Below are 24,895 nucleotides of genomic sequence, written 5' to 3'. Positions count from 1 at the left end.
AAAATGCAAGATATAGAAAACTCTGATTACTTTAAAATTAGTGAGAAATACGCTTAAAAGTAAATCTAAAATAAACGAACATTAAATATTTTTTCACCAACTAAAATAGTTATGATCAAAAAATACACGGGCAATTATTGTCAATCCTTATTGCCTACCAACATGCATCTTGACTTAAAAAAATCGCAGATCAAAAACCTAGATGAATTTATTGATGTGAAACAGAAGGTTTATCTAATTTGTGAGGAGCATGGAAAGATTGAAAAGCCAGTAAAGACTTATGATTTAGCTCGCTACGGAAGAGATTATAAGTCCATAACACCTTGTAGTAAATGCGACCCCTCCAATTGCAATCACATGACTTTCGATCACATTAAAACCTATGTAGAAAGCAAAGATAGATTTGGCACACATGGAAACCTCTTCGAGCTCTTGACCGATGAAAAGGATATCTCAATTTTATTCCGAAAAAAAGCAAATAAAAATAGACGTCATGTTCCAATTAGAGTTAAAACCTTGTTAAGTACTTCAATAAATAAAAAGGATCTTTTGATTAATACAACCTATGATAAATTCAGGAAAAACATTGGACTTAAGTATTCTTCAAGCCCTCGCGAGTCATGGTTATCAAATTTAATTGGATTCTTCTCCCTAAAGTATGGATTGAGTTTTGAATCGGAAAAATCATTTGATGGACTTACAGGAATCAAAGATGGTAAACTTTCCTTTGATTACTTTTTTCCAGATCTCAATAAGTTAGTAGAGGTAGATGGTATTCAACACAAGGAACCTTCTTATGAATTGGATAGGAACCAGGCAATTGAAAAATTTAATGAAAGAAAAATTCATGATAATCTAAAGGATGCATTCACCAAAAATTCAGGCATAGAATTAATTAGACTGAACGCGTTTAAAAGTAGAGAAGGACGATTATATAGTCTCTCAGAAAAGGAAAGTCATGAAAAAGCATTTTCCTTCGTTAATAAACTTTTTCATGAAACCCATAATTGTCCTCCGCCTACCATAAACGAGAGTGAAATTCTTGACTATTTCTCCTCGAATGACAGAGTATTAAAAAGATGCAAAGAAAAGGTTCAGATGGTCTATGGAAACAATTTCAAATTTGTAAAAAGGCTTATTAACCTTAATAGTCATCATTCTACATTCTTACTACTAAAATGTAAAAGAAATCATGTCTTTAAAATAAGCGAATCGAAACTCTATTTGGATAAAGAACAGAATAGAACCAGCTCTCATGTCTGTTTCATTTGTAATATTCAGAACAAGCTATCAGAATTGCAAAATCATTGCATGAAAAATGGATACAAAATTCTGAATATCAACAAGATCCTTGAATCTATGTCTTGCACAATAGAAAAGCCAGTTGATTATCACACCAAACTAAAAAAGTCAGAAATAAAATTATTAATCTGTAAAGCAGAAAATGAAGAAAAAACTATTATTATTTCTTTGACAGGTTTTAAAATTGAAAAGCTTAACTGGCATTTTAGGAGACTTGAAGGCAAAATAAAACAGAAGGCAAAAACAATCAGGAATAGAAGACCACATCGTAATATAGATACAGCTCAACCGAAAACCAATACAATGAAAAAAATCATTCTTGTAAATAATTATGACAAGAATCAAATTTCAAACTATCAAGAATATGTAGAATCGAAAATATTGGCTCAAAAACACAATGATCAGCTGCGTTTAGGCAACAATACAAAAGCACCTGAATTACCGCAGATACATTTGAAAACTGACAATAAGTTGAGAGATAAGTCCTTCAAGAATATAAAATATCTATTTGAAGATAGAAATGATTTCAAAATAGTAAGTCACAGCCATAATTTTATTGATAATCAATCATATTTGGCGCTTAAACATTCAGTATGCGGATGTGTATCATTTATTAGAGCCTTTGAGGTATGCAACAAAATTAAAAGTAATAAAAAATTGACTTGCCAGTTTAAGCCATGCTACGAAATGCAGACCGGTATAAAATTAGCTACCACTCGAAATAAGAGAGAAAAACCACCTCACAATAAAAAACATGAAATCCAAAAGGAAGTCACTGAGCTTTCTGAAGGAGTACTCATACCCTTAACTGAGCCAACTGATGTCAGATCTAATTTTCAAGTTCAGATAAATTGTAAAGGTTCAAGATACCACAAAAGAATAATGGTTATTTCATCACATGACAATTATGTTAAGAGAGGAAGCTATGAAAAAATAGCTAAACAAATCAGGAATGATATTGAACTTGATAAAAGAATCAAAATTCTGTGAGCAGCGAATTATTTAAAGTATCTAAAACTTAAAAAGTTCTGGATATTTACCTATACCGATTGGGAATAAATCTACCCTTTTATTAAAGGGTCTTTAACTATCCTTATACCCTACCCTTTTTACTCTAAATTAATACCCTAAGACCCTACCATTTCGAGACCCTATTCCCTTACCCTTGGAAGGGACTATTACCTAAGCAATTTAAGGGTCTTAACCCTTACCCCTTTTAAGGTACCGACCCTTACTGTTAAAGTGAATTTTAAGGGTGTTTTATTAGGGTTGGTCAAGGGTCATTCTATCCCTTAAGGCTAGGGTAATTCAAAGCTTATATTCTTAAGGTAGTATCTTTTTTTAGACACATCTACCCTTTTACGATTAGAGGGTATGTACTGGTTATGATTCTACCCTCCTATCCCTTTTCATTTTTGATTTAGTAGGCTATTTTTTACTCGATTTTGAGTGCTGCCTTAATGCTTGTTATTTGTATTCGCAAGTTGTGGATAAGTAAAACTTTTATGACGTCAAAAGTGATTAGATTTAGTATTAATAAAAAGTAGATTTAATCTGTATTAATAACCTTACCAAAAGAAGAAATAATTAAAAGCTTGAATCTTTCAGCCACAGAGAATCTACTCTCTATTATAAATAATGGACGAACCTTTTAAAACTGGTCTTTTACCATTTTGACCTTTACAGAGGTTGTTCAAGCATTATTTATTTAATTTTTATTAGGGTTGGCTTAAAGCATAGTATCACCACCTTAAGCTAGGGTTAGCCATTCACCTAAATCGACACCCTAAAAGCCTACCTTTCTAGGGCCTTTTCGCTACCCTTATTTTTCAAGCACCCTTCCTAAGTTTTCTCTTTGCAAAAGGGTCTTTCCACCCCCTTTTAGACTATGATTTATCAAACCTTTCATCATTTAACCAGAGTATGTTTTCTACACTTAGGTACTCTTTTCTAATTGGATAGTCACTCCAATTTTTTTAAGCTTCTCTTTCCAAACGTCTTTTAATTTTTCATTTTTAGGTTTGTTTTTCTGCTCAAAATTGAGTGCTGTTTTGATGCTCGTTATTTGTATTCGCAAGTTGTGGATAAGTAATACTTTTTACGATGTTAAAAGTGATTAGATTTAGTACTAGAAAGCCCTTATTTCTTATAATTTAATGAAGTTACAATAAGCGTATAGAGAAAAAATCTTGAATCATTCAGCTACAGAAAATATATTCTGCACTATAAAAAATTTAAACCTTTTGGAACCTGATCTAATTGTTGTATCTGCCACTATTTTGATTTAATGATATTTCAAAAAAATCTCTCAATAATTTCCTTTTAAATTATTAGCTTTTCTGCTCGAACCAAATACTTTTGAGATGCGTGTTATTTGTATTCACAAGTTGTGTTAATGTAAAACTTTTACGATTGCAAAAACTCATAGAGTCTGATTTTGGATATTCCATTAATCGCTTAATGTTTCTAAATAATATATCATGTATTTCAGAAAGCATATTAATTCCTTAAAATTCATCGAATAATACGGTCATATTATGTGATTCTAAGAATTTTTGCCTTAATTTAAGTCATTATTATATTAATTTAATCCATAAATGACTGCAACAGCCAACCAAAACCCTGAGCAAATTGCTAGAGACCGCATTGATCAAATGCTGATGGATGCTGGGTGGTTGGTGCAAGATAAATCCAAAGTAAACTTATCGGCAGGATTAGGAATAGCCGTTAGGGAATATCAAACCGACATTGGTCCAGCTGATTATGTGCTATTTGTCAATCGCAAGCCAGTTGGAGTAATTGAAGCTAAAAGAGAAGAGTCAGGTGAAAAGCTCACCGTGGTAGAAGACCAATCTACACAATATGCTAATGCCTCTTTAAAATATAACCTGAATAAAGAACCACTTCCTTTTGTTTATGAAAGTACGGGGGTAATTACTCGATTTACTGATTACCGTGATCCCAAACCAAGGTCAAGACCTGTTTTTCACTTCCATCAGCCGCAAACTTTACTCGATTGGTTTGACAAAAGTGAAACATTAAGGGCAAGGCTTAGAAAAATGCCAACTTTGCCTGAAACTGGCTTAAGACCAGCTCAAATTAAAGCCATTAATAACCTTGAAAATTCATTTAAGGAAAACCGCCCAAAAGCTTTAATCCAAATGGCTACAGGTGCAGGAAAGACCTTTACTGCTTGCACTTTTGCTTACAGATTATTAAAGCATGTGGATGCAAAAAGAATTTTATTCCTGGTGGATACCAAAAACCTTGGAGAGCAAGCCGAACAAGAGTTTTTAAAGTATCAGCCCGTTGACGATAACCGGAAATTTACTGAGCTTTATAATGTTCAAAGACTAAGCTCAAGTTATATTGCTACAGATAGTCAGGTTTGCATATCGACCATTCAAAGACTCTACTCCATATTGAAAGGGCAAGAATTGGATGAAGAGGTTGAAAAAGAGAATCCTAATGAAAAAGGCTGGAATTGGCAGAAGAAAGAACCTCTTCCTGTAGAATACACTAGTAAAAACCCCATTGAGCAATTTGATTTTATCATCATAGATGAAGCCCATCGCTCTATTTACAATTTATGGAAACAAGTGCTCGATTATTTCGATGCTTTTTTAATTGGCTTAACGGCCACACCAGATAAGCGGACTTTTGGTTTTTTCAATCAAAATGTGGTGAGTGAATACACCTATGAAGATTCTGTTTCAGATGGAGTAAATGTTCCTTATGATGTATTTACCATAGAAACCGAAATCAGCAAGAAGGGAAGTAAAATTGAAGCCAAAACAGAGCAGTTTATCGAAAAACGAGATAAGCAAAGCAGAAAGCAACGCTGGGAACGATTGGATGAAGACTTTGAATATACTCCCAACAAACTGGATAAAGATGTTGTAAATCCTAATCAAATTAGGACAATAATACAGGCTTTTAAAAAGGCCCTCCCGACTATTTTTCCAGACCGATTTGATGAAAAAGGTGAGTTTGAAGTACCTAAAACATTGATTTTTGCAAAAACAGATAGTCATGCGGATGATATCATTAATATGGTAAGAGAAGAATTTGGAGAGGGAAATGATTTTTGTAAAAAACTAACTTATAAAATTGAAGAAGATCCAAAATCGGTATTGAATCGCTTTCGTAATTCATGGGCACCACGAATTGCGGTTACCGTGGATATGATTGCTACCGGAACGGATGTAAAACCACTGGAAGTTCTGCTCTTTATGCGGGATGTGAAAAGCATCAATTATTTTGAGCAGATGAAAGGTCGGGGTACGCGCACCATTAATTTTGATGATTTGCAAAAAGTAACCCGTACTGCTAAACATACCAAAACCCACTTTGTAATTGTAGATGCAGTGGGTGCTACTAAATCAAAGAAAACTGATAGTAGACCACTAGAGCGTAAGCCAGGAACTCCGCTTAAAGATTTATTGGGTGCCGTGGCAATGGGTGCTCAGGATGAGGATTTATTTACTTCTCTTGCAAATCGTTTGATAAGATTAGATAAACAACTTACCGAAAGGGAAAAAACTGAACTCTTAAAGCTTACCAATGGGAAGGCCCTAAATACAATCAGCAAAGAACTACTAGAAGCTTATGACCCTGATACAGCATCTCAAATTGAAGAAGATACTCAAAAAGGATATGCCGGTTCATCACCTGATGAAATTGGAAAAGCACTCAATAAGGCGATGGAGCAAAAGCGTAATGAAGCAACCAAAGTATTTACAGGTGAGTTAAATGAATACATAGAAAATGTACGCAAAGTGCATGATCAGGTAATTGACACCATCAATCAGGATAAGGTCATCAGTGCGGAATGGGATAGTTTTACTACGGATAAAGCCAAAGATGTGGTAAAGGAATTCTCCGCTTATATTGAGGCACATAAAGACGAAATTACAGCTTTAAGTATTTTTTACGATCAAGCATATAACCGAAGAGCCCTTAGTTATCATATGATAAAAGAGCTGATGGAAAAGCTCAAAAGAGAAAAGCCATTACTTGCTCCTCATTATGTTTGGGAAGCTTACAACCAATTGGAAAATATAAAAGAAAACAGCCCTAAAAATGAATTGGTTGCCTTAGTTTCCTTGATCAGAAAAGTAAGTGGAATTGATAATGAACTCACCCCCTATCATAAAACAGTAGATAAAAACTTTCAGGATTGGGTATTTAAACAAAATGCTGGAAAGCACAATAAATTTACTCCTGACCAAATGGAATGGTTGCGCATGATGAAAGACCATATTGCCAATAGTTTCCATGTAGAAGTCGATGATTTGGACTATACACCCTTTGATGCCAAAGGAGGCAGAGGGAAAATGTGGGCATTATTTGGTGAGGAAACGGATAATGTAATTATAGAACTCAATCAAAACCTAACAGCATAATGGGATACAAAGATTTACACTTAAAGCCGTTCGATAAAGGCACGATGGCAAAATTGGAAATATTTGAAGATTACACAAAGGTCTGGCTACCAACTTTTATTATGAAAGGTGATAAAAATATTCATATTTTTGATCTATTCTCTGGACCTGGATATGATTGTAATCAAGTACCGGGTACCCCGATCAGGATTTTAAGAAACATTTACGATTATTTGGCCAATATTTTCCAAAACGGCACAAAAATAACCCTACACTTAAACGAGTTTGAACCAAAGAAAAAGAATCAAGAAAAATTTGAAGCGCTAAAAGAAAATTGCAATGGTTTTGTAAAATCTCATCCTAAGTTCAAATATTTCTTAGAGATAAAATATTATAATGAAGATGCTTCAACCTTATTTTTCAAATTACTACCTCAAATTAATGATAATCCTTCGTTGGTTTTTCTAGATCAAAATGGCGTCAAATTTATTTCTAAGGAACTGTTGACGGAATTAGAAAATTCAAAAACTACTGATTTTTTATATTTCGTTTCCTCTTCCTATTTTAAATGGCTTGGTGAAACTGAAGAATTCAAACGAATTTTAGATTTAGATCCGGAAGAGATAAAAAAGACGAAGCAATCGCAAATTCATAGATTAATTTTACAAAAACTTAAATCACAACTCAAAGAAGATTCCGAACTGCTAATGTTTCCCTTCTCTATTAAAAAAGGGGCCAATGTTTATGGGATAATTTTTGGGGCCTCTCATTATCGTGCTGTTGATAAATTTTTGGAAATATCATGGAAAAAAAACGAGTTAAATGGTGAAGCAAATTATGATATCGATAATGACCTAAAGAAAAGTCAAATGTCAATGTTTGATGATCAAAAAATGACTAAAATTGAAGGATTTAAAAACGATCTTGAGGAAAAACTATTAAATAAATCAATTACTAATAATGAAGAAGCATTGCTATACACCTATAATTCAGGTAACTTTTATCGACATGCTAATGATCTTTTAAAAGCACTAAAGAAGGAAAAAAAGATTGATTATGAAGGTAAAACACCCGGAATAAATTACAAGTATGTCTTTAATCATAAATTCAAAAGAATTATCTCATATAAAGTGAATAAATAACAATGGCACAATCAAGTATAGAATGGACAGAAATGACTTGGAATCCAACTACAGGTTGTGATAAGGTCTCAGCAGGTTGTAAATTTTGCTATGCAGAAGTAATGAGCAAAAGACTTAAAGCCATGGGTATTGAAAAATATCAAAATGGATTTGATATTAAAATTCATGAAGAGGAACTAAAAAAGCCTTATTCATGGAAAAAGCCAAGAGTGGTTTTTGTGAATTCAATGAGTGACTTATTTCACCCTGATGTTCCAGTCGATTTTATACAGAAAGTATTTAAGGTAATGAAAGAAAATCCTCAACATGTCTTTCAACTGCTTACCAAACGACCTGAAATACTGAAATATTATGACAGTGAAGGCTGGTTAGATTGGAGCCATAATATTTGGATGGGTATTTCTGTAGAGGATGAAAGAGTAATGGATAGAATTGACTTATTAAGAGATACTAATGCCCGAGTTAAATTTCTATCATGCGAACCCTTAATTGGCCCTTTACCCAATATGAATTTAGAGAAAATTGATTGGGTAATTGTAGGCGGTGAAAGCGGAAGAAAACCCCGGCCAATGGATACTGATTGGGTTACTGATATTAAAGATCAATGCAAAAAAGCTAATGTGGCTTTCTTTTTTAAACAGTGGGGCGGCACAAATAAAAAGAAAACAGGTAGAGAGTTGGAAGGAAGAACCTGGGATGAAATGCCAATTATAGCAGAGAATTATTGATGAGAGAGGATTGGATTGAAATAGAGCTTGGAAAAATTTGTAATATTAACATGGGGCAATCCCCTCCTTCATCAACATATAATGATAAAGGAGAAGGAATGCCATTTTTTCAAGGTAAAGCAGAATTTACTGAATTATATCCAGTTGTAAAAAAATGGTGTACTGCTCCTAAAAAGACAGCAAAAGTAAATGACATTTTGATTAGTGTAAGAGCTCCTGTAGGGGCCACAAATAAGACAAATATTGATTGCGCTATAGGAAGAGGTCTAGCTGCAATCACATATCCTTTTGGAAACAATTATTTATGGTTCTATTTAAAATTTATTGAAAGAGCACTTGATGACCAAGGTACAGGAACCACATTTAAAGCAATATCTGGAAACATACTTAAATCGCAAAAGATACCTTTTGCTCCCTTACCTGAACAAAAATCCTTAGTATCCAAAATAGAGCAACTCTTTAGTGAATTAGATAATGGAATAGCCAATCTGAAATCTGCTAAAGAAAAACTAGAAGTTTACAGGCAAGCTGTTCTCAAAAAGGCTTTTGAAGGGGAATTAACAAAAGAATGGCGTAAAAAGCAGACTGAACTACCATCAGCAGAAGATTTATCAAATCAAATTACATTTGGTAGGAATAAGTTGTATGAAAATCAAATCAAAGAATGGCAACAAGATCTAGTCGAGTGGAATAGTAAGAGGAAACAGTATAAAAAACCAAGTAAGCCAAAAAAACTTGATGTCCCTGAACCTCCAAATTCAGATCATGAAAATAAAAAATGGAATATCCCTAAAAGCTGGATTTGGACTCAGTTAGGAGTCATTGCATTTATTACTAAGTTAGCTGGGTTTGAATACACTAAATACGTTTCTTACTCAGAAAATGGTGATTTACCAGTCATTAAGGCTGAAAATGCTGGGTTAAATGGATTTAAAAGAACTAATTATTCTAAGGTTAAGTCAGAAGATGTAAGTTTTCTTAAAAGATCAAAATTGCTAGGAGGGGAATTGATAATTGTTTTTGTAGGTGCCGGAACTGGAAATGTTGCCTTAGTTCCCAAAGATCAAAATTACTTTCTGGGTCCAAATATTGGTATGGCCCGACCTTATTTAAATGTAGAGCCACGTTTTCTAGAACTATTTTTTCGTTCAAATTTTGGTAAAAATTTGATGATGGCAACAGCCAAAGCCGTTGCTCAACCTTCTTTGTCAATGGGCACAATCAGGCAATCTCCAGTTGTTTTTCCTTCGGTTAGAGAACAAAGGCAAATTGTATCTGAAATTGAATCTAGGCTTTCGGTTTCCAATAAATTAGCTGAAAGCATCAATGAAAGTTTAGAAAAATCAGAAGCATTAAGGCAAAGCATATTAAAAAGAGCTTTTTCAGGCGAATTATTAACCGAAAAAGAATTGGAAGCTTGCAAGCAAGATGCTGATTGGGAGCCAGCTGAGAAGTTGTTGGAGAGGATTCATGTTGGAGAAAAAGTAAAAACCAAAAATTTAAGCAATGCCGAATGAAAAACTTAAAATAATGGTAGCTTCTACAGTTTATGGCTTTCAAGACCAAATTGAACAAATTTGTGGAACTTTGACGGGATATGGATATGAAGTCTGGAATTCTCACATTCGTACAATTCCGCTTAATCCTGGCATGTCAAATCCTCAGAACTGTCTTGAAGCTGTTCGAAATTGTGATGTATTTTTTGGAATAATTCGGTCTAGATATGGAGCTGTTATAGAAGGTGATATTTCAATTACACATCAAGAAATTAGAAGTTCCATAGAATTAAGGAAACCAAGATGGTTTATCGCGCACAGAGATATTACAGTTGCGCGGCAGTTGCTCAAACAATACATGTTCGATAGCAATGGAAATATCAATTCAAGTTTTAATTACCGAAGTACTAATATATTGGATGATATACGGGTGATTAATTTATACAATGAAGCAATAATGAATAATTTGCCATTGGCTGACAGGGTTGGCCATTGGGTTGACGAATTTTATCGGATTGGCGATATACTAAGATGTCTTGAAACCCAGTTTTCTAACGTGGACCGGATTCAGGGAATTGTAAATCAAATGAATCAAGGATATGAATAGCGAACAACTCATAAAAAGTCTTCTTAAACAAGAAGAAGGCGATCAACTAGAGTTTAAATTAGTTGTTCAAAAAGATTCCATAGGCAAAATCATTTGTGCCTTCCTCAACCATGAAGGTGGTCAGGTTCTTATTGGTGTTTCCGATGACAAAAAAATAGTCGGGATTAGCGATGCGGAAAAATGGGAGAAAGAACTTACTGATTACTTGAATTCAGCCATAATTCCAGAGGCTCCTGTTATGGTGTCTTTAGAACAGGTAGGCAATAAGCAAGTAATTTTGGTAAAAGTGTGGGCAGGCTCTAAGCAACCATATATTTTTGATGGAAATATCTATTTCCGTAGAAGACAAAGTACTGTCAAAGCAACTTCACAAGAGATTTCAAATCTCATCCATAATCGTCAAAAAAATGAATTTCATTGGGAACGTCAACCAGCTTTGGGTGTAGAGTTAGAAGATTTGGACCTTCAGGAAATTCAAAAGACTGTTGATCGATCCATCAATGAAAGTAAACTTGATGAAAATAATAGAAACCCAATTGATTTTCTTACCCATTTTGGACTTTTTCAGAATGGACATTTCACCAATGCCGCTGTGGTACTTTTTGCCAAGAATCCAGCTCTTTTTATTCCCCAAGCACGTGTTCGAGTAGCCTTTCTAGAAAAAGGGAAGACTGCTGGTGAGTTTGTCGATGATAAGCTTTTAGATGGAAATCTGTTCAAGAACATTCTGTCTGCACAAGATTTCTTTGAGAAGCACTTGCACACAACTAGAAAATTCAGCGAGAAGGAATGGGAACGTCAGGATGACTATGTAGTACCCATGTCTGCCCTCAGAGAAGGGGTGATGAATGCATTGGTTCACCGTGATTATAGTTTACCATCGGCATCAATGTCAGTCATCATTTATAGCGACAAAATTGAAGTCTTCAATTCAGGTAAGTCTCCGTTGAAGGCAGCCGAGTTAAAGAAAAGTCATTTATCCCTCCCTGTCAATCCTGATATTGCCCATATGGCATTTTTAAGAGGTTATATAGAGAAGATTGGAAGAGGAACTATTAAGATTATGGATGCTTGTAAAACTGCTGGTCTTAAACCTCCTAAATGGACTACTACAGAAACAAGTGTAAAGCTTTCTTTCCCTCTTAATATAAAACTTGGCGGAGCTACTGACGGTGGTCTTGTCGGAGCAGGAGATGATAATATAAATATAAGGATTGACGGAGCTATTGACGGAGCTATTGACGGAGCTACTACAAGAACTATACGTCAACTTACTATACTATTAGCTGCTATTATTAAAGATGAAGGTAAAAGAATACCTGATTATAAAAATATTACAGATCTGGGTAGTGTTAGAACTTTGGAAAGATATATCGAACAATTGAAAGATATAGGTTTTATCGAGTTTAAAGGATCAGCAGCGCAAACAGGAGGGTATTTTATAACTGATAAATTGAAGAAAATAATTAAATAGTTTATGAATCAAGAGGTTAGAAAGTTTTTAATTGATCAGTGCGTCAAAGGTGAGCCGATTTATTATGAGGCAATTGGCCTACTACTTGGCTTGGACTTAGGCCTGGAATCACAGCGTCAAATCCTAAGCAAAACCCTTGGTGAGATTTCTGCTTTTGAATATGAACAAGGCAGACCTTTGATTAGCTCAATTGCTATCTACAAGACAAAGAATGATCATGGCTATGGTTTTTATAATTTATGCGAAGAATTAGAAATTGGAAAGGCTTCAAAATTAAGCAAGCAGCTTTATGGCTTTACTCAAATTGATGAATGCAAACGTTTTTGGAGAAAGCCAGAGAATTATAGCGCTTTTGCTATATTAGAATTGCACCATGAAAAACATGAATTGGCTTTCTTTAAAGCAGAAGAGATTGAGTTCCTCGCACACTGGAGCGGGAAGGTATATAATAAAGATCAACAAGAACACGTAGCTGCCAAAAACTATATAATGAATTCCTTGGGAACCAAAACAAAATATTGGTCAAATCATCTCACAAAGAGAATACCAGGTATTGACACTTTCAATTGGAGAATGTGGAGTACAAAGGGTTGGAAAGACAGTGATGATGGCAAAATTAGGGTGGCTCGTTTCAAACATTATACTTGGGCAAGAATATATAGAAAAGGGGATGACAATAAAGATATCTTTTTTACAGTAGGAGCTGATAGTGAAACAAATGAATTAGTATACAAACTGGACTTCTATTTCGAAAAGAATTCTCATTTGAACAATGCGCAAAAGGAAATAGTAAAGAAAAACATCCCAAAAGAAATCCGTTGGAAATCCATTCCATCTTCCGATATACATAGTTATGACTGGAATTCCTTATTAGACTTGACAGCATCTTTTATTTCGGAACATCTTCATGTTTATGATAAACTTATCGAATTAGCTTGGGGTAACTCACAACCTGAAGAGGTGTTCTCCAATTATCTAAGACCTCAGGATCCCCCGGAAAATGGACTCGATACGGTACCTGAATACAACCCCAGTTTCAAGGGAGTCGAGATCGATTTCATAAAGAAATCAATAGACAAGAAGGAAATCGGAGATGCTGGTGAAGCACTTGTAAGGCAATACGAAATCCAGCGTTTAAAAAATATTGGCTATTTTGACTTAGCCAACCAAGTAGAAATTGTAGAAGATGGTAAAGGGTATGATGTGCTTTCTTTTGATGAGAAGCGTAACCCCAAATATATTGAAGTAAAGACGACATCCGGCAAAAACTTAACACCATTTGATTATACCATAAATGAAAGGGAATTTGCTGAGCAAAATCATGAATCATATTACATTTACAGATTATATAATTATGATTACGAAACTAATTCAGCAGACTTCTTTATTGTAGATGAATTACATGATCAAGTACTAATGAGACCAACAACATTTAAAGTATTCATTAAAAAATTAAATCAATCATGACCGAATCATCTCTAATATCAAAAGTATGGAATTTTGCCAATGTATTGCGTGATGATGGCGTAGGCTATGGTGATTATTTGGAGCAAATAACCTACCTGCTTTTTCTTAAAATGGCAGATGAACTCACCCGTCCGCCTTATAATAAAAAGATGGATTTTCCTCGAATTAAGGATACGGAGGGCCATGAAATTGAAGATGGTGATTACTGTAATTGGGAAACACTAAGCAAAAAACGTGGTGCTGAGTTGGAAGCTTATTACAGCCAAATGTTGCGTTCTTTAGGCACTGAAAAGGGAATTTTAGGACAGATTTTCACCAAATCACAAAATAAAATTCAAGACCCTTCTAAATTGCTTCGAGTAATTGATATGATCGGAAAAGAGCAATGGACTATGGTAGGTGCAGATGTAAAAGGAGATATTTACGAAGGCTTATTAGAGAAAAATGCTTCGGATACCAAAAGTGGAGCCGGTCAGTATTTTACGCCTCGTTCTTTAATTCAAGCCATGGTGGCTTGTGTAGCACCAGAGCCGATGAAAAGCATACATGACCCAAGCTGTGGTACAGGCGGGTTTTTCCTGGCGGCTTATGATTATATTATCAAAAACCATGAGCTAAACAAAGAGCAAAAAGCTTTTCTAAAGAACAGTACATTTTCAGGTAATGAAATAGTCGCTGGTACTCGTAGGCTATGCCTGATGAATATGTTTCTGCATAACATTGGTGAAATTGATGGAGAAACCTTTATTTCTCCTAATGATGCATTAATAGCAGATGAAGGAAATCGTGTAGATTATGTTTTGGCTAATCCACCTTTCGGTAAGAAAAGCAGCATGACTATCACCAATGAAGAAGGTGAGCAGGAAAAACAAGAGTTAAGCTACAACAGACAAGATTTTTGGGCGACCTCTAGTAATAAGCAGTTAAACTTTTTGCAGCACATCCGATCTTTATTAAAGATAAATGGAGAAGCAGCAGTTGTTTTACCTGATAATGTACTTTTTGAAGGAGGTTCAGGTGAAACAGTTAGGAAAGAGTTGATGAAAACCACGGAGCTCCATACCATTTTAAGGTTGCCGACTGGTATTTTCTATGCGCATGGAGTAAAAGCCAATGTGCTGTTCTTTGATAATAAACCAGCATCCAAAGAAGCCTGGACACAAGATGTTTGGATTTATGATTATAGAACCAATGTGCATCATACCTTAAAGAAGAACACCATGAAGTTGGAGGACTTGCAAGATTTCATCAATTGTTATAATCCCTCCAATCGGAATGATAGAAAAGAAACCTGGTCGGAAGAAACCCCTGATGGAAGATGGAGAAAATATTCCTATGAAGAAATCATTGCTCGTGATAAAACCAATCTCGATATATTTTGGCTAAAAGACAAAAGCCTGGCAGACCTAGATAACCTCCCTGATCCGGATGTTTTAGCAAGCGAGATAATTGAGAATATTGAGGCTGGATTGGAGAGTTTTAGAGTGATACAGAAAGAATTGGATAGGTGATGGATATACTTAAATGATCTAAAAAGTAAAACAATGGAAAATGACAGCTTTGATAATACTTTTACCAAAAATCTTTACCATTTAGCACCAAGACCAGCTGAAGACAGAGAGGTACAAATAGAAACTTTACTTTGGGCAATTGAAGACGAGAATATAGAAAATATTGCTATATCAGGTCCGTATGGTTCAGGTAAATCGAGTATTTTGAAAGGTTTTAGCTGCAAATTTCCAAACTACAAATTAAAATACATCTCCTTTTCATCATTTGATGAGAATACCTCTGAAGAGCACCATGGTTCAGATACTAATTCCCATAGAAATATAAAAAATCGCCAGATCAGGGATAAGATTGAATCCAATATTTTAAAGCAACTATTCTTTTCAGAAAAACCAAAGAATATCCCTTTCTCTAGGTTCAAAAGGATACAGAAAATAGATACTACATCATGGGCAAAAACAATAATGCTTTTGCTCATGGCTATTCTATGGTTGCTTATTCCTGAGTTTTTTAATTCAACAGATTGGATTTCGAAAGGTGTAACGCACTTATTGACTTTATTTGCTATCATAGTCTTAGTTTTTAAAGGTTTTGAAATTATAAAAGCTATAATTCCACTAATAATTAACTTAAGGATTACCAAATTTGGGTTTGCCAATAGTGAGTTTGAGTCAGTTAAAAATAGAGAAGATTCTATTTTAGCTAAATATTTAGATGAGATAATCTATTTTTTTGAAAGTACGGAAAATCAGATCATTGTTTTTGAAGATATTGACCGAAATAAAACAGTAGCTTTAGCGATTCTTACTCATCTTAGAGAAATAAATAAGATAATAAATCGATCAATTAAGTCCAAAAAAATAGCATTTCTCTTTCTCATTAAGGATGACATCTTTGGAACAAATTACAAAAATCGAACTAAGTTTTTTGATTTCATAATTCCCGTACTCCCTGCTGTTGGTTATAAAAATTCCAAGGAGAGATTATTGGAATGGAATAATGATTTCTCTAGTCAAAATCAAAGTAATATCAACCTACCAGATAATTTTATTAAAGATGTCGCTAGTTATATAGATGATTATCGAACTCTCTATAATATTTGGAATGAATACGTTATATATTTTGAATTATTCCAACAAAAACATAAATCTTATTTCAAAAAGGAAGAAGAAACTAAGGTCTTGATTAAACCGCAGCAATTATTTTCATTGGTAATATTTAAAAATCTTTATCCAGATGAATTTGAGGACATCAGACAAAATGGGAATCAACTTGAACTTATATTTATTAATTTTATTAACGGTAAAAAGAACAAGGAATTAGAACTAAGAAGAAGAAAGGAAGAAATAGAAATACAACAACGAGAAATTGAAAAAATGCCAAAAATTGAAGAGTCACTTCTTCTCCCAGCATTATTAGCCTCAGCAATCAAAATATCAAATCTTTTTTCTACAAATATTGAAGTGCTTCTAGAAGATAAAGAAGGTCGGACAAGCTATAGAAGAATAAATACTCTTAATACCGTTGGTAATTTGGATAATTTCAAAAGTATATTTCAGAATAACACTCTAAATGGATATCGGGTAAATAATCAACCAGAAGAAATAACAGAGCCTAGAAATCTTTATCAAGAATATCTTCAAAAGATAAAAATTATTAATGACTCTAGTGAAGAGGCAAAGAAAAAAATATCACAAGATAAAATATCAGTAGAAGCACAGTTAAAAGAAACAATAAACTATAGCGTTAAAAATTACTGCCAAAATATCCCTCCAGAGTTAGAGGATTGGGAAAGTAAATATTTATTACAATTCTTTCTTCATAGAGGATATATAGAATCAGATTTCCATGACTATCTATTTATAATCGAACCATTTTCTTTAAATCAAAAGGAATTGCTTTGCCTAAATCAAATTAAATCAGGCATATTCAAACAAACCGATCATGATATTGACTATCTAAAAATAGCTTTAGAATTGCAGGAACAAGATTTCAGTAGCTCAAAAATACTTATACCTGATTTAATTCTTAGGCTTTTCGAATATAAGGGTGATGAAAAAGAAGATATTCAAAATAAGATTAAGGCTTTTAAAAATTTCACTGATACTCATCTTGAATATCATATAGAGTTTTATAAAATTTTACTTGAAAAAGCAGAGAAAAAAATTAAACACTTTTTTTTCATTCTCTCTAACACTAAGTCGTATAAACTTTTAGAGCCATATTCATCAAAAAATGTGATTAGTACTTCTAGGAATCTGCTACTAAACTTGCATCCAAATTATACTGAAAAGTTACCTGAAGATTTCAAAAATGAGCTACAACATATTTTAAATACAGACACTGCATTATTTGGAGAAAATGTACCAGAAGACTCATTCGTTTATGAAAATATAAGGGAACTTGAAATAAAGATTAAAAACTTTTCGATAGATAAAGAAATCGCCAAAAAGAAAAAACTTGTCAAATATATAATTGAGAATTTCAGATATGAACTTAATTACAAAAATATTGAAGCACATTTTAAGTTTTACGATTTAGGCAATGATGAATTTCATAAATATCTTAAAAAGCCTTTGTCATATTTTGAAAGTCAAGATATCTTAAATTATTTAAGCCAAAATGTAAATAATAACATTGATATTTATGCTTCTGAAGTCTTAATTCATTCCGAATATTCGATTAATGAAACTCATTCTGAATATGTTAATTTAATCAACAGATTAAAAGAACCTGCTGCACAAAAATTTTTAGCAGATGCTAATATCAAATCTCTAATAGAGCATATAGAAGATGTAGATAACCACAATTTATGGCCAATCTTATTAAGAAGAAATCTGTTAGAGCCACAATGGATTAACCTTTGTGTTTATCAAGAGAAATTTTCTGATAATGAAGAGCTGGAAAATTACCTTTTCTTAGATAATGTAAAGAAAAATTTATCTATTGAGGTGTCAGAAATTCAAAATTATTTAAATACCTATTTTGATATATTTATTAAATATATTTTCAATAAAAACACAACCGAAGAAATTAATACTTATTTAAAGGATTTAAAAAATGATACTGAATTAGGAAGTTATATAAAAAATAACATTGAAGATAATATAGAGGCTGTTAGCAAGAGTGCATTAATAGTTTTAATACAAAATAATTTGCTACCAATTACTGAAACTTTAATTGACTTTTTTAAAGGAAAAGATTCAGAGCTATATGTAGATTACCTGATTAGAAATTCTTCAATTTTAGTTGACGAAAATAGAAAAATTCAATTAAGTTCTAATGATTTAAACAAAATCTTAAAAAGTGAATTGTCAGATAACCTCTTGTCACGAATTGTAATTAAAAATTTTGGAGACAGAAATATTACCGACAACGAAACTCTTATTGCAGATGTTTTATCTAGGGAGAAAGTAATTTTTGGTATAAAACTGAATTTGTTGGAAAATCTAGTCATTAAAATAGCTCCTAAATTAAATGAATTAACTCTAGCCAAATTGTTAGGTAAATATTTGAAAGAGATAGTAGAAGAAGACTTAGAAAGGGTATTAAGCTTTTTATCAAAGTTATCAAACGTAATATACAATAAACAGCTAGTAAAGTTAGGACAGAAAAATAAAGTTCCTAAAATCCATTATTCAAGTGAAAGCTTTGTCTTATTTGAAAATCTAAAACGTTTAGAAATCATTAAAAATTATAAGATTGACGAGAAGAGAAAATTCATAAGTGGCAAAATTTTAGCTAGTAAAGAAGATTTGGATCAGTAAATTCGCATTCTATCCAATTATTAAAAAGCTAACTTCAGAACACTATGAAAAATGAAACTATCGACATAAAATACCTCAACATCCCCAACGTCTGTTTTTCCCTTACAGAAAAAGATGATGAAAGGGAGGAGAAGTTCATAAAGCAAAGAATGGAGAGAGGGTTTGATGACAGTGAAACTTGGGGACTGGATCATACCATTGCCAGTTTTATTATTCCCCGGTTGGAAAGATACCAGGAACTAGCGAATGAAAGATTAGACAGAGATAAGGAACAAGTTAAAGATGTTGACACTCTTTTAGAAACTATGAAACTGATTGAAAGAGACGGAGGAATCCATGATTGGAATAAAGAGGAAGAAGAAACGGTAATGAAAGGTCTTGAAGTTTTTCCAAAAGTGTTTTTAAAGTTGTGGTGGTGACATGATAATCTAATGTTGTATAAATAGAACATTTTACCTGATTATCGTTAATTTGTTGTATATATACAACAAAAATAATTATGTCAAAGGCATACAAACTCTATTCAAATACAGAAATTCTTCAAAGAATTGGCAAAGCACTTAAAGACAGAAGAAAATTCAAGGGTATTACGCAGGAGGAACTGTCCTTTCAAACCGGCTATGATAGAGGGACAATAGTCCGCTTAGAATCAAGTGGTAAGGTTTCCCTAGTGGTTTTAATTGAGGTTTCAAGATATTTAGATATACTGGATGGTGTAGTTGATGCGATTGTGGGGGAAGAACTTCCTTTAGAGGGGATCAAGGAAATGAATAGAATTTTTAAAAAGAACAAATAGATATAATTTGAAATATATCTTAAAAGTAAATTGAATACAATTTATGTTCTTGCTCATTACACTGCTTATTTAAGTGAATCTATTTTTCTCTAGCTAATTTTTAGAAAAAAATAAAGCTTTTCCATTAAATGATTAAGTAAAACTGCAACATGATAGGGGAAACCAAGAAAATCACATGATTTTTTCTTAGTATCCCCTATCATAGATTATTCTTTAAATTAAATTGCTGACTAATTAAAAAGTGGTGTTACCAATCCATATTATGCTTTGGAGCTAAATAGAATAATAAATAAACTCTAATTCATTTCTTTAATACTTCACCACCTTTTCTTCGATATACTTAAGCAAAGAAGCTCGAGAATAAAGAATATTCTTTCCACTTACTTTTGAATATTCTACTTTGTTTTTTGTTCTTAAATCCGCAAGTTTGGTCTTCTTAATACCTAAAATTTCCATTGCTTCTGTGCTACAGACCCATTCGCTAGTTGGTGCCTTTCCATTTTCTTTGATCACTTTTTTAACTGCATTTTCAATTACCTTTTGGAGAATATCTTCTTTAAAATTAAGCTCTAACATTTTATTTGTTGATTTTGTGAGAGTGCAATTTTACGGGGTCTAAAAAATATATTATAGCAATAATTAAGAATGCGGTGAAATTGCGGTCAATAAGATTTGATAATGATCAAAATGAACTCAAATAAAAGAAAATCTATCAAAATTAGATGTAATTAGTAATATTGAGAGTCAATGCATTTTAAAGATGGAAGGCATATATCGCTCCGGTAATGTAAAAATGATATGTTTTTATGTAAAGCGAATTAATTTATTTAAAACTGATTCAGAACTGAACCTATTTTGTAATTCAAATTCGTCAATTATAAAATCAGCAAGTAACTTAAATGATGCAGACGAAGCAAGATTATGCTTTTTAACACAATCCCTAACTTTAGTTGCCATATCATTCGTTCGTTTGATTCCACCACCAGAAGTCCTTAGAAAGCCGTTGGAATTGATTTTACTTAAAGTTTTTATACATAGTAATTCGCATTCCTCAAGCAAAATCAAGAATGGAAAGAAGAACTGTGAGTCCTTTCCATTCAATTTATTAAATACTATAGTTTCGTCTCTGAAGTCTTGTAATATAAATTTTATGAATAGTTCTGCAGAAATACTTGAGAAATATCCTAATTCTTGAGCTTTATTAAAAACATTGAGAAACTTAACAGCATCAAAATTATCTTTCACAAGTGATTTACTCGTAATCTTAAATTCAGGAAATGTATCTAAATTAAATTGTTTGGCATTTGATTGCTCTTCATTTACTTCTCTGATAGACCAATCAACCGAAATGTAATTGAATTGATTTGATCCAGTTAAACATGCCTCATAAATTTGAGGATTGAGTGAAGCATCGATATCATTATCAAAGCCTCCTTTTTCTGAAAATTCAGGAGCTAGGTATTTTTCTGAATCAGAAAAATCAAATGATGGTTGGTAATAAAATGGATGGTCACGACCTTCGCTAAGATTTTGAGTAGAACCCTCAACGCGCGATGAAAAACTTAGAATTAACAGATAAATTAAAAGGAAGTAAAATTTAAAAAAACCATAATTCCCCAATGCCACAAAGGCATCTTTAGGATTCTGGTGATATAAATTTTTTCCTTCTTGGAGCATATTGTAATTGTAATTTCTGTGCAAAAAAACTGCACATAAAAAAGCCATTTACATTATTTAAACGTAAATGGCTGATAATCAAGAGCCTCCTGTCGGGATCGAACCAACGACCTACTGATTACAAGTCAGTTGCTCTACCATCTGAGCTAAGGAGGCTTAAAGTAATTTTAGAACGGATTCTAATTGCTTTTTTCAGTTTTTAACCTTTTGTTATCCCTGAATGCGGATGCAAATATAAAGGCTGTTTTTATTAATCCAAACCCATTTTCAGAAAAATATTAAAGAATTTTTCAATCTATTGAGCGGACTATTCGTAACTGCTTCTTTAACAGAGAGATTTCCTTTTCTGCGTCCTCAATTTTTTCTTCAAAATCTTTTTTCAATTTATCAGCTGTCTTAGAAGAAGCAAAAAACTCCATGTTATTTTTCCAAGTCACAATATCATTTTGCAAATCACCAATCTTTTTCCTTAAAGAGTTTTCCTTCTGATTAAGTTTCCTGTCAGAATTTGGCCCTGACATTATTTTGGTTATTTGAGCCATTAACTTGACCTTTTCCTTTTGTTCATCTGTCAGTACATCTTCTGATTTTTCAACGAAAGCCTGAACAGCATTTGAAAAGTCTTCTTTTACTTTTTGGATAGCTTCTTTAGGAACAAATCCTATTTTCCCATAAGCTTGCTCATAAGCCTCCAATTGATCTAAATCACCTGCTTCTAAACCGTTGATTTGAGCAATAATATCCTCCTTGGCTTTTAGGTTTTCCTCAAATTCTTTTTGAGCATCTTTAGAGCCTGCTCTTTTATTTTCAAAAAACTTATCACAAGCTGCCTTAAATTCCTTGTAAATGCTCTCTCTGAATTTCTCAGGAACCGGACCAACTTCTTTCCACTGACGTTGTAATCCTTTTAATTGATCTGCAGTTTTATTCCAGTCCGTGCTTTCGCATAACTCTTTTGCCTTCTCTACAAACTCCTGTTTCTTCTTTAAATTCTCTTCACGCATACTATCCAAACGCTTGAAGAATTCATGTTTATTGGCAAAGAACTGCTTGAAATTACCCCAGAAATTCTTGTTGATTTCTTTCGCATTCTCCTTTGGAACCTGTCCAGTCGCTTCCCATTCCTTTTGAATGGCTAAAATCTCTTTTGTTTTAGAATTCCACTCCTTTATTCTGTCAGAGTCGAATTCCAAGAATGGTTTAAGCTTTTCTATGATCTGTTCCTTCTTTTCAAGGTTCTCTGTTTGAATTTCTTTTAAATTCTTAACAAACTCTTTGCGCTTATCATAAATAGCATCGGAAGCCGCTTTGAATCGTTGCCATAAAGGTTCCTGTTCTTCTTTAGGTACAGGCCCTATATGTTTATATTCTTCATGTAAATCATTTAAATGTTTGATTGCATAAGGCACATCCTCTGACTGAGCCAATTCCTCAGCTTTTACACAAAGTTCTGTCTTAGCCTCCAGATTCTTCTTCCTATCTAATTCCTTTAATTCAAATAAAATGCTTCTCTGGTCATAATATCGATCTAAGAGTGCATTATAATTTGCCCAAAGGGTTTTGGATTGATTACCAGGAACCGGCCCAACTGATTTCCATTCTTTTTGAATGTCTTTGATTACATTCAGACTCGTGATGGTCTCTTCGCCATCTACCAAATCACGTAATCTATCCAATATATCTATTTTAGTCTTAAGGTTCTCATCTTTTTGATGTTCGAGCTCCCTGTAGTGCTTCTTTCTTCTGTCTCTATATAGTTGATAATTTGCCTCAAATCGCTCATTCAACTCATCATGTTTCATGGCAAAATCAGCTTCTTCTCCACCATCAGCCAGAAATTTATCTAAAGCTTCCTTTTTTTCAGCTTCATAAATTTCATCATAAACAGGCTTTAACTCATTTATGATTCGATCAGCTTTTTTGAAATTATCACTTTTAGATATTTCTTTAATGGCTTCCACTAACTGCTCTTTGCTGAACTCAGCATAATCAGGAAGTTCTTCGTGCTCATCTTCGTGCTCACCTTCATGTTCCTCTTCTTGCACAGATTCATCATTAGAAGACTTAGTTTCTTGATCTTCAGATGAAACTTCTTCCTTAGGCTCGCTTTCTTTTTGTTCAGAGTTGAGTTCTTCCACTTGATTTTCAGCTGACTCTTCTTTTTCCACAGTTGCTGAGCCTTCTATTTGATTTTCTGATGTGGATTCCACATTTTCCTTCTCCTTATCCAATTCGGAATTATTTTCCTGTGGATTTTCAGAAGTACCTTTTTCGTCTATCATAATAATTTTACTTTCTCTAATACGGTACAATATTAATTAAAAATTGTGAAAAGTTTCAATCAATTCAGATTAGGGTCAGATGGGTAATTGGCATAAATCTTAAATCTGCCTCCCATTTTTTCCAAAATACTTTTCCAAAGTGTTTCCGGGGGGCTATTAAAAATATACGAAGGATGTACTCCACGAGCAATGATCCAGCTATTGTGATCAATTTCTTCTTGCAATTGATTTTCTGACCATCCACTGTACCCCACAAAAAAGCGCGATTTTTCTTTATCGAGTGCTCCTTTTTGCATCAAATCTTGTAATATTTCAAAATCACCTCCCCAGTATAATCCATTCGTGATTTTCTGACCACCTTCTTTCAACTCATCTATATTATGAATAAAATGTAAAGTATTCTGCTGTACTGGTCCGCCTACAAACAACTCTGCTTCAAAACTACCGATTTGTTGTAACACTTCATCTACTTTTAAAATGGATAATTTATTTAATACGAAACCAAAAGAACCTTCTTCATTATGTTCACATAACAAGATTACAGTCCTGTCAAAATTTTGATCAGGCAGGAAAGGTTCAGAGAGTAATAAATCTCCTTTTTGAGGCTGTTCGATATTTTTAAATTCAAAAAACTCCATTTAGTGAAGAGCAGGTTTTAGCGGCAAAGCTTTAAGAATTTCTGCTTCTGCTGCGCTCATTTCATCTAATCTATTATATACTTCCTTTTTATCAAAATAATGAAGGGCCATATCAACAAAAATCTCTCCATGCTTGGCTTCAGAAGCCCATAATCTATGGTAAAATTTACGTAAATCCCCCTCAGGCAATGCTTCATAAACCATTCTAAAACGTTCCGCTCCTCTAGTTTCAACCAAAGAAGCTAACAGCAAACGGTCCATAAATCGTTCTTCCCTTCCTGAACGGCAAGTTTTAATCAAATCATCCACATAATAATCTTTTTCAATTTTATGAGGAAGTGTTATTCCTTTGGATTGCATAATAGCATAAACATCACGAAAATGCTCTAATTCCTCAACAGCAGTATCAATTAGCTCAGGAATAATTTCCAACCTATCAGGAAATTTAGCTACAAAACTCATAGCCATTCCAGAAGCTTTGCGTTCACAATTCGCATGATCTTGTAAAAAACTATCGAAGTCAGCCATAACGGTTTCAATCCATTCTTGACTACTTTCAGCTTTTAAATCAATCCTTAACTTCATTTAGAAAATAATTTTACTATTTATCATCCAATAATTGGAAA

At 33.3% G+C, this 24,895-nt stretch carries 17 protein-coding genes and 1 tRNA gene; 12 read left to right on the top strand and 6 right to left on the bottom strand.

Going from position 1 to position 24,895, the window contains the following annotated elements; all coding sequences use genetic code 11:
- The first annotated feature begins 111 nt into the window (after positions 1 to 111).
- The 12 genes from FTRAC_RS01215 (at position 112) to FTRAC_RS01160 (ending at position 19,672) form a co-directional block, all read left to right on the top strand.
- Entirely contained in the window at positions 112 to 2,292 is a 2,181-nt protein-coding gene (locus FTRAC_RS01215; protein ID WP_013452399.1) for a hypothetical protein, read from the top strand.
- A gap of 1,607 nt (positions 2,293 to 3,899) precedes the next feature.
- Entirely contained in the window at positions 3,900 to 6,707 is a 2,808-nt protein-coding gene (locus FTRAC_RS01210; protein ID WP_013452398.1) for a type I restriction endonuclease subunit R, read from the top strand.
- Positions 6,707 to 7,828: a three-Cys-motif partner protein TcmP gene (tcmP, locus tag FTRAC_RS01205; protein ID WP_013452397.1), complete on the top strand. Its 1,122-nt coding sequence runs from the start codon at positions 6,707 to 6,709 to the stop codon at positions 7,826 to 7,828. The genes FTRAC_RS01210 and tcmP overlap by 1 nt, the downstream gene beginning before the upstream one ends.
- Before the next feature lie 2 nt (positions 7,829 to 7,830).
- Positions 7,831 to 8,556, top strand: a complete 726-nt coding sequence (locus tag FTRAC_RS01200) for a DUF5131 family protein (RefSeq protein WP_013452396.1) — start codon at positions 7,831 to 7,833, stop codon at positions 8,554 to 8,556.
- Positions 8,556 to 10,073: a restriction endonuclease subunit S gene (locus FTRAC_RS01195; RefSeq protein ID WP_013452395.1), complete on the top strand. Its 1,518-nt coding sequence runs from the start codon at positions 8,556 to 8,558 to the stop codon at positions 10,071 to 10,073. The genes FTRAC_RS01200 and FTRAC_RS01195 overlap by 1 nt, the downstream gene beginning before the upstream one ends.
- Positions 10,063 to 10,659, top strand: a complete 597-nt coding sequence (locus FTRAC_RS01190) for a DUF4062 domain-containing protein (protein WP_013452394.1) — start codon at positions 10,063 to 10,065, stop codon at positions 10,657 to 10,659. The genes FTRAC_RS01195 and FTRAC_RS01190 overlap by 11 nt, the downstream gene beginning before the upstream one ends.
- The gene (locus FTRAC_RS01185) at positions 10,652 to 12,133 is read left to right on the top strand and encodes an RNA-binding domain-containing protein (protein ID WP_013452393.1); all 1,482 of its coding nucleotides are present in this window, start codon (positions 10,652 to 10,654) and stop codon (positions 12,131 to 12,133) included. Before FTRAC_RS01190 ends, FTRAC_RS01185 begins: the two co-directional genes overlap by 8 nt.
- Positions 12,134 to 12,136: 3 nt before the next feature.
- Positions 12,137 to 13,600 (top strand): DUF3883 domain-containing protein, encoded by a 1,464-nt coding sequence (locus FTRAC_RS01180; RefSeq protein WP_013452392.1) that lies wholly within the window; start codon positions 12,137 to 12,139, stop codon positions 13,598 to 13,600.
- Positions 13,597 to 15,111 carry a class I SAM-dependent DNA methyltransferase gene (locus FTRAC_RS01175; protein WP_013452391.1) on the top strand — a complete coding sequence of 505 codons (1,515 nt, stop codon included), beginning with the start codon at positions 13,597 to 13,599 and terminating at the stop codon, positions 15,109 to 15,111. Before FTRAC_RS01180 ends, FTRAC_RS01175 begins: the two co-directional genes overlap by 4 nt.
- Positions 15,112 to 15,144: 33 nt before the next feature.
- On the top strand, positions 15,145 to 18,876 hold the full coding sequence (locus tag FTRAC_RS01170) for a YobI family P-loop NTPase (protein ID WP_013452390.1): 3,732 nt from the start codon (positions 15,145 to 15,147) through the stop codon (positions 18,874 to 18,876).
- A gap of 44 nt (positions 18,877 to 18,920) precedes the next feature.
- Positions 18,921 to 19,295, top strand: a complete 375-nt coding sequence (locus FTRAC_RS01165; RefSeq protein ID WP_013452389.1) for a hypothetical protein — start codon at positions 18,921 to 18,923, stop codon at positions 19,293 to 19,295.
- 80 nt (positions 19,296 to 19,375) lie between these two features.
- Positions 19,376 to 19,672 (top strand): helix-turn-helix domain-containing protein, encoded by a 297-nt coding sequence (locus tag FTRAC_RS01160; RefSeq protein WP_013452388.1) that lies wholly within the window; start codon positions 19,376 to 19,378, stop codon positions 19,670 to 19,672.
- Between the two features lie 309 nt (positions 19,673 to 19,981).
- On the opposite strand, the gene FTRAC_RS01155 is transcribed toward FTRAC_RS01160, so the two are convergent.
- From FTRAC_RS01155 to miaE, 6 genes are all read right to left on the bottom strand, one after another.
- Entirely contained in the window at positions 19,982 to 20,248 is a 267-nt protein-coding gene (locus FTRAC_RS01155; RefSeq protein ID WP_013452387.1) for a helix-turn-helix domain-containing protein, read from the bottom strand.
- 228 nt (positions 20,249 to 20,476) lie between these two features.
- Positions 20,477 to 21,397, bottom strand: a complete 921-nt coding sequence (locus FTRAC_RS01150) for a hypothetical protein (protein ID WP_013452386.1) — start codon at positions 21,395 to 21,397, stop codon at positions 20,477 to 20,479.
- Between the two features lie 35 nt (positions 21,398 to 21,432).
- Positions 21,433 to 21,505 (bottom strand) — tRNA-Thr (locus FTRAC_RS01145).
- 134 nt (positions 21,506 to 21,639) lie between these two features.
- On the bottom strand, positions 21,640 to 23,631 hold the full coding sequence (locus FTRAC_RS01140; RefSeq protein WP_013452385.1) for a DUF349 domain-containing protein: 1,992 nt from the start codon (positions 23,629 to 23,631) through the stop codon (positions 21,640 to 21,642).
- Between the two features lie 59 nt (positions 23,632 to 23,690).
- Entirely contained in the window at positions 23,691 to 24,269 is a 579-nt protein-coding gene (locus FTRAC_RS01135) for a YqgE/AlgH family protein (protein WP_013452384.1), read from the bottom strand.
- On the bottom strand, positions 24,270 to 24,854 hold the full coding sequence (gene miaE / locus FTRAC_RS01130; protein ID WP_013452383.1) for a tRNA-(ms[2]io[6]A)-hydroxylase: 585 nt from the start codon (positions 24,852 to 24,854) through the stop codon (positions 24,270 to 24,272).
- Positions 24,855 to 24,895 lie beyond the last annotated feature (41 nt).

It is taken from the genome of Marivirga tractuosa DSM 4126, from assembly GCF_000183425.1.
GTDB classification, from domain to species: domain Bacteria; phylum Bacteroidota; class Bacteroidia; order Cytophagales; family Cyclobacteriaceae; genus Marivirga; species Marivirga tractuosa.
Note: the sequence above shows the minus strand (reverse complement) of the source record. Positions and strands in the feature narration are given on the sequence as shown.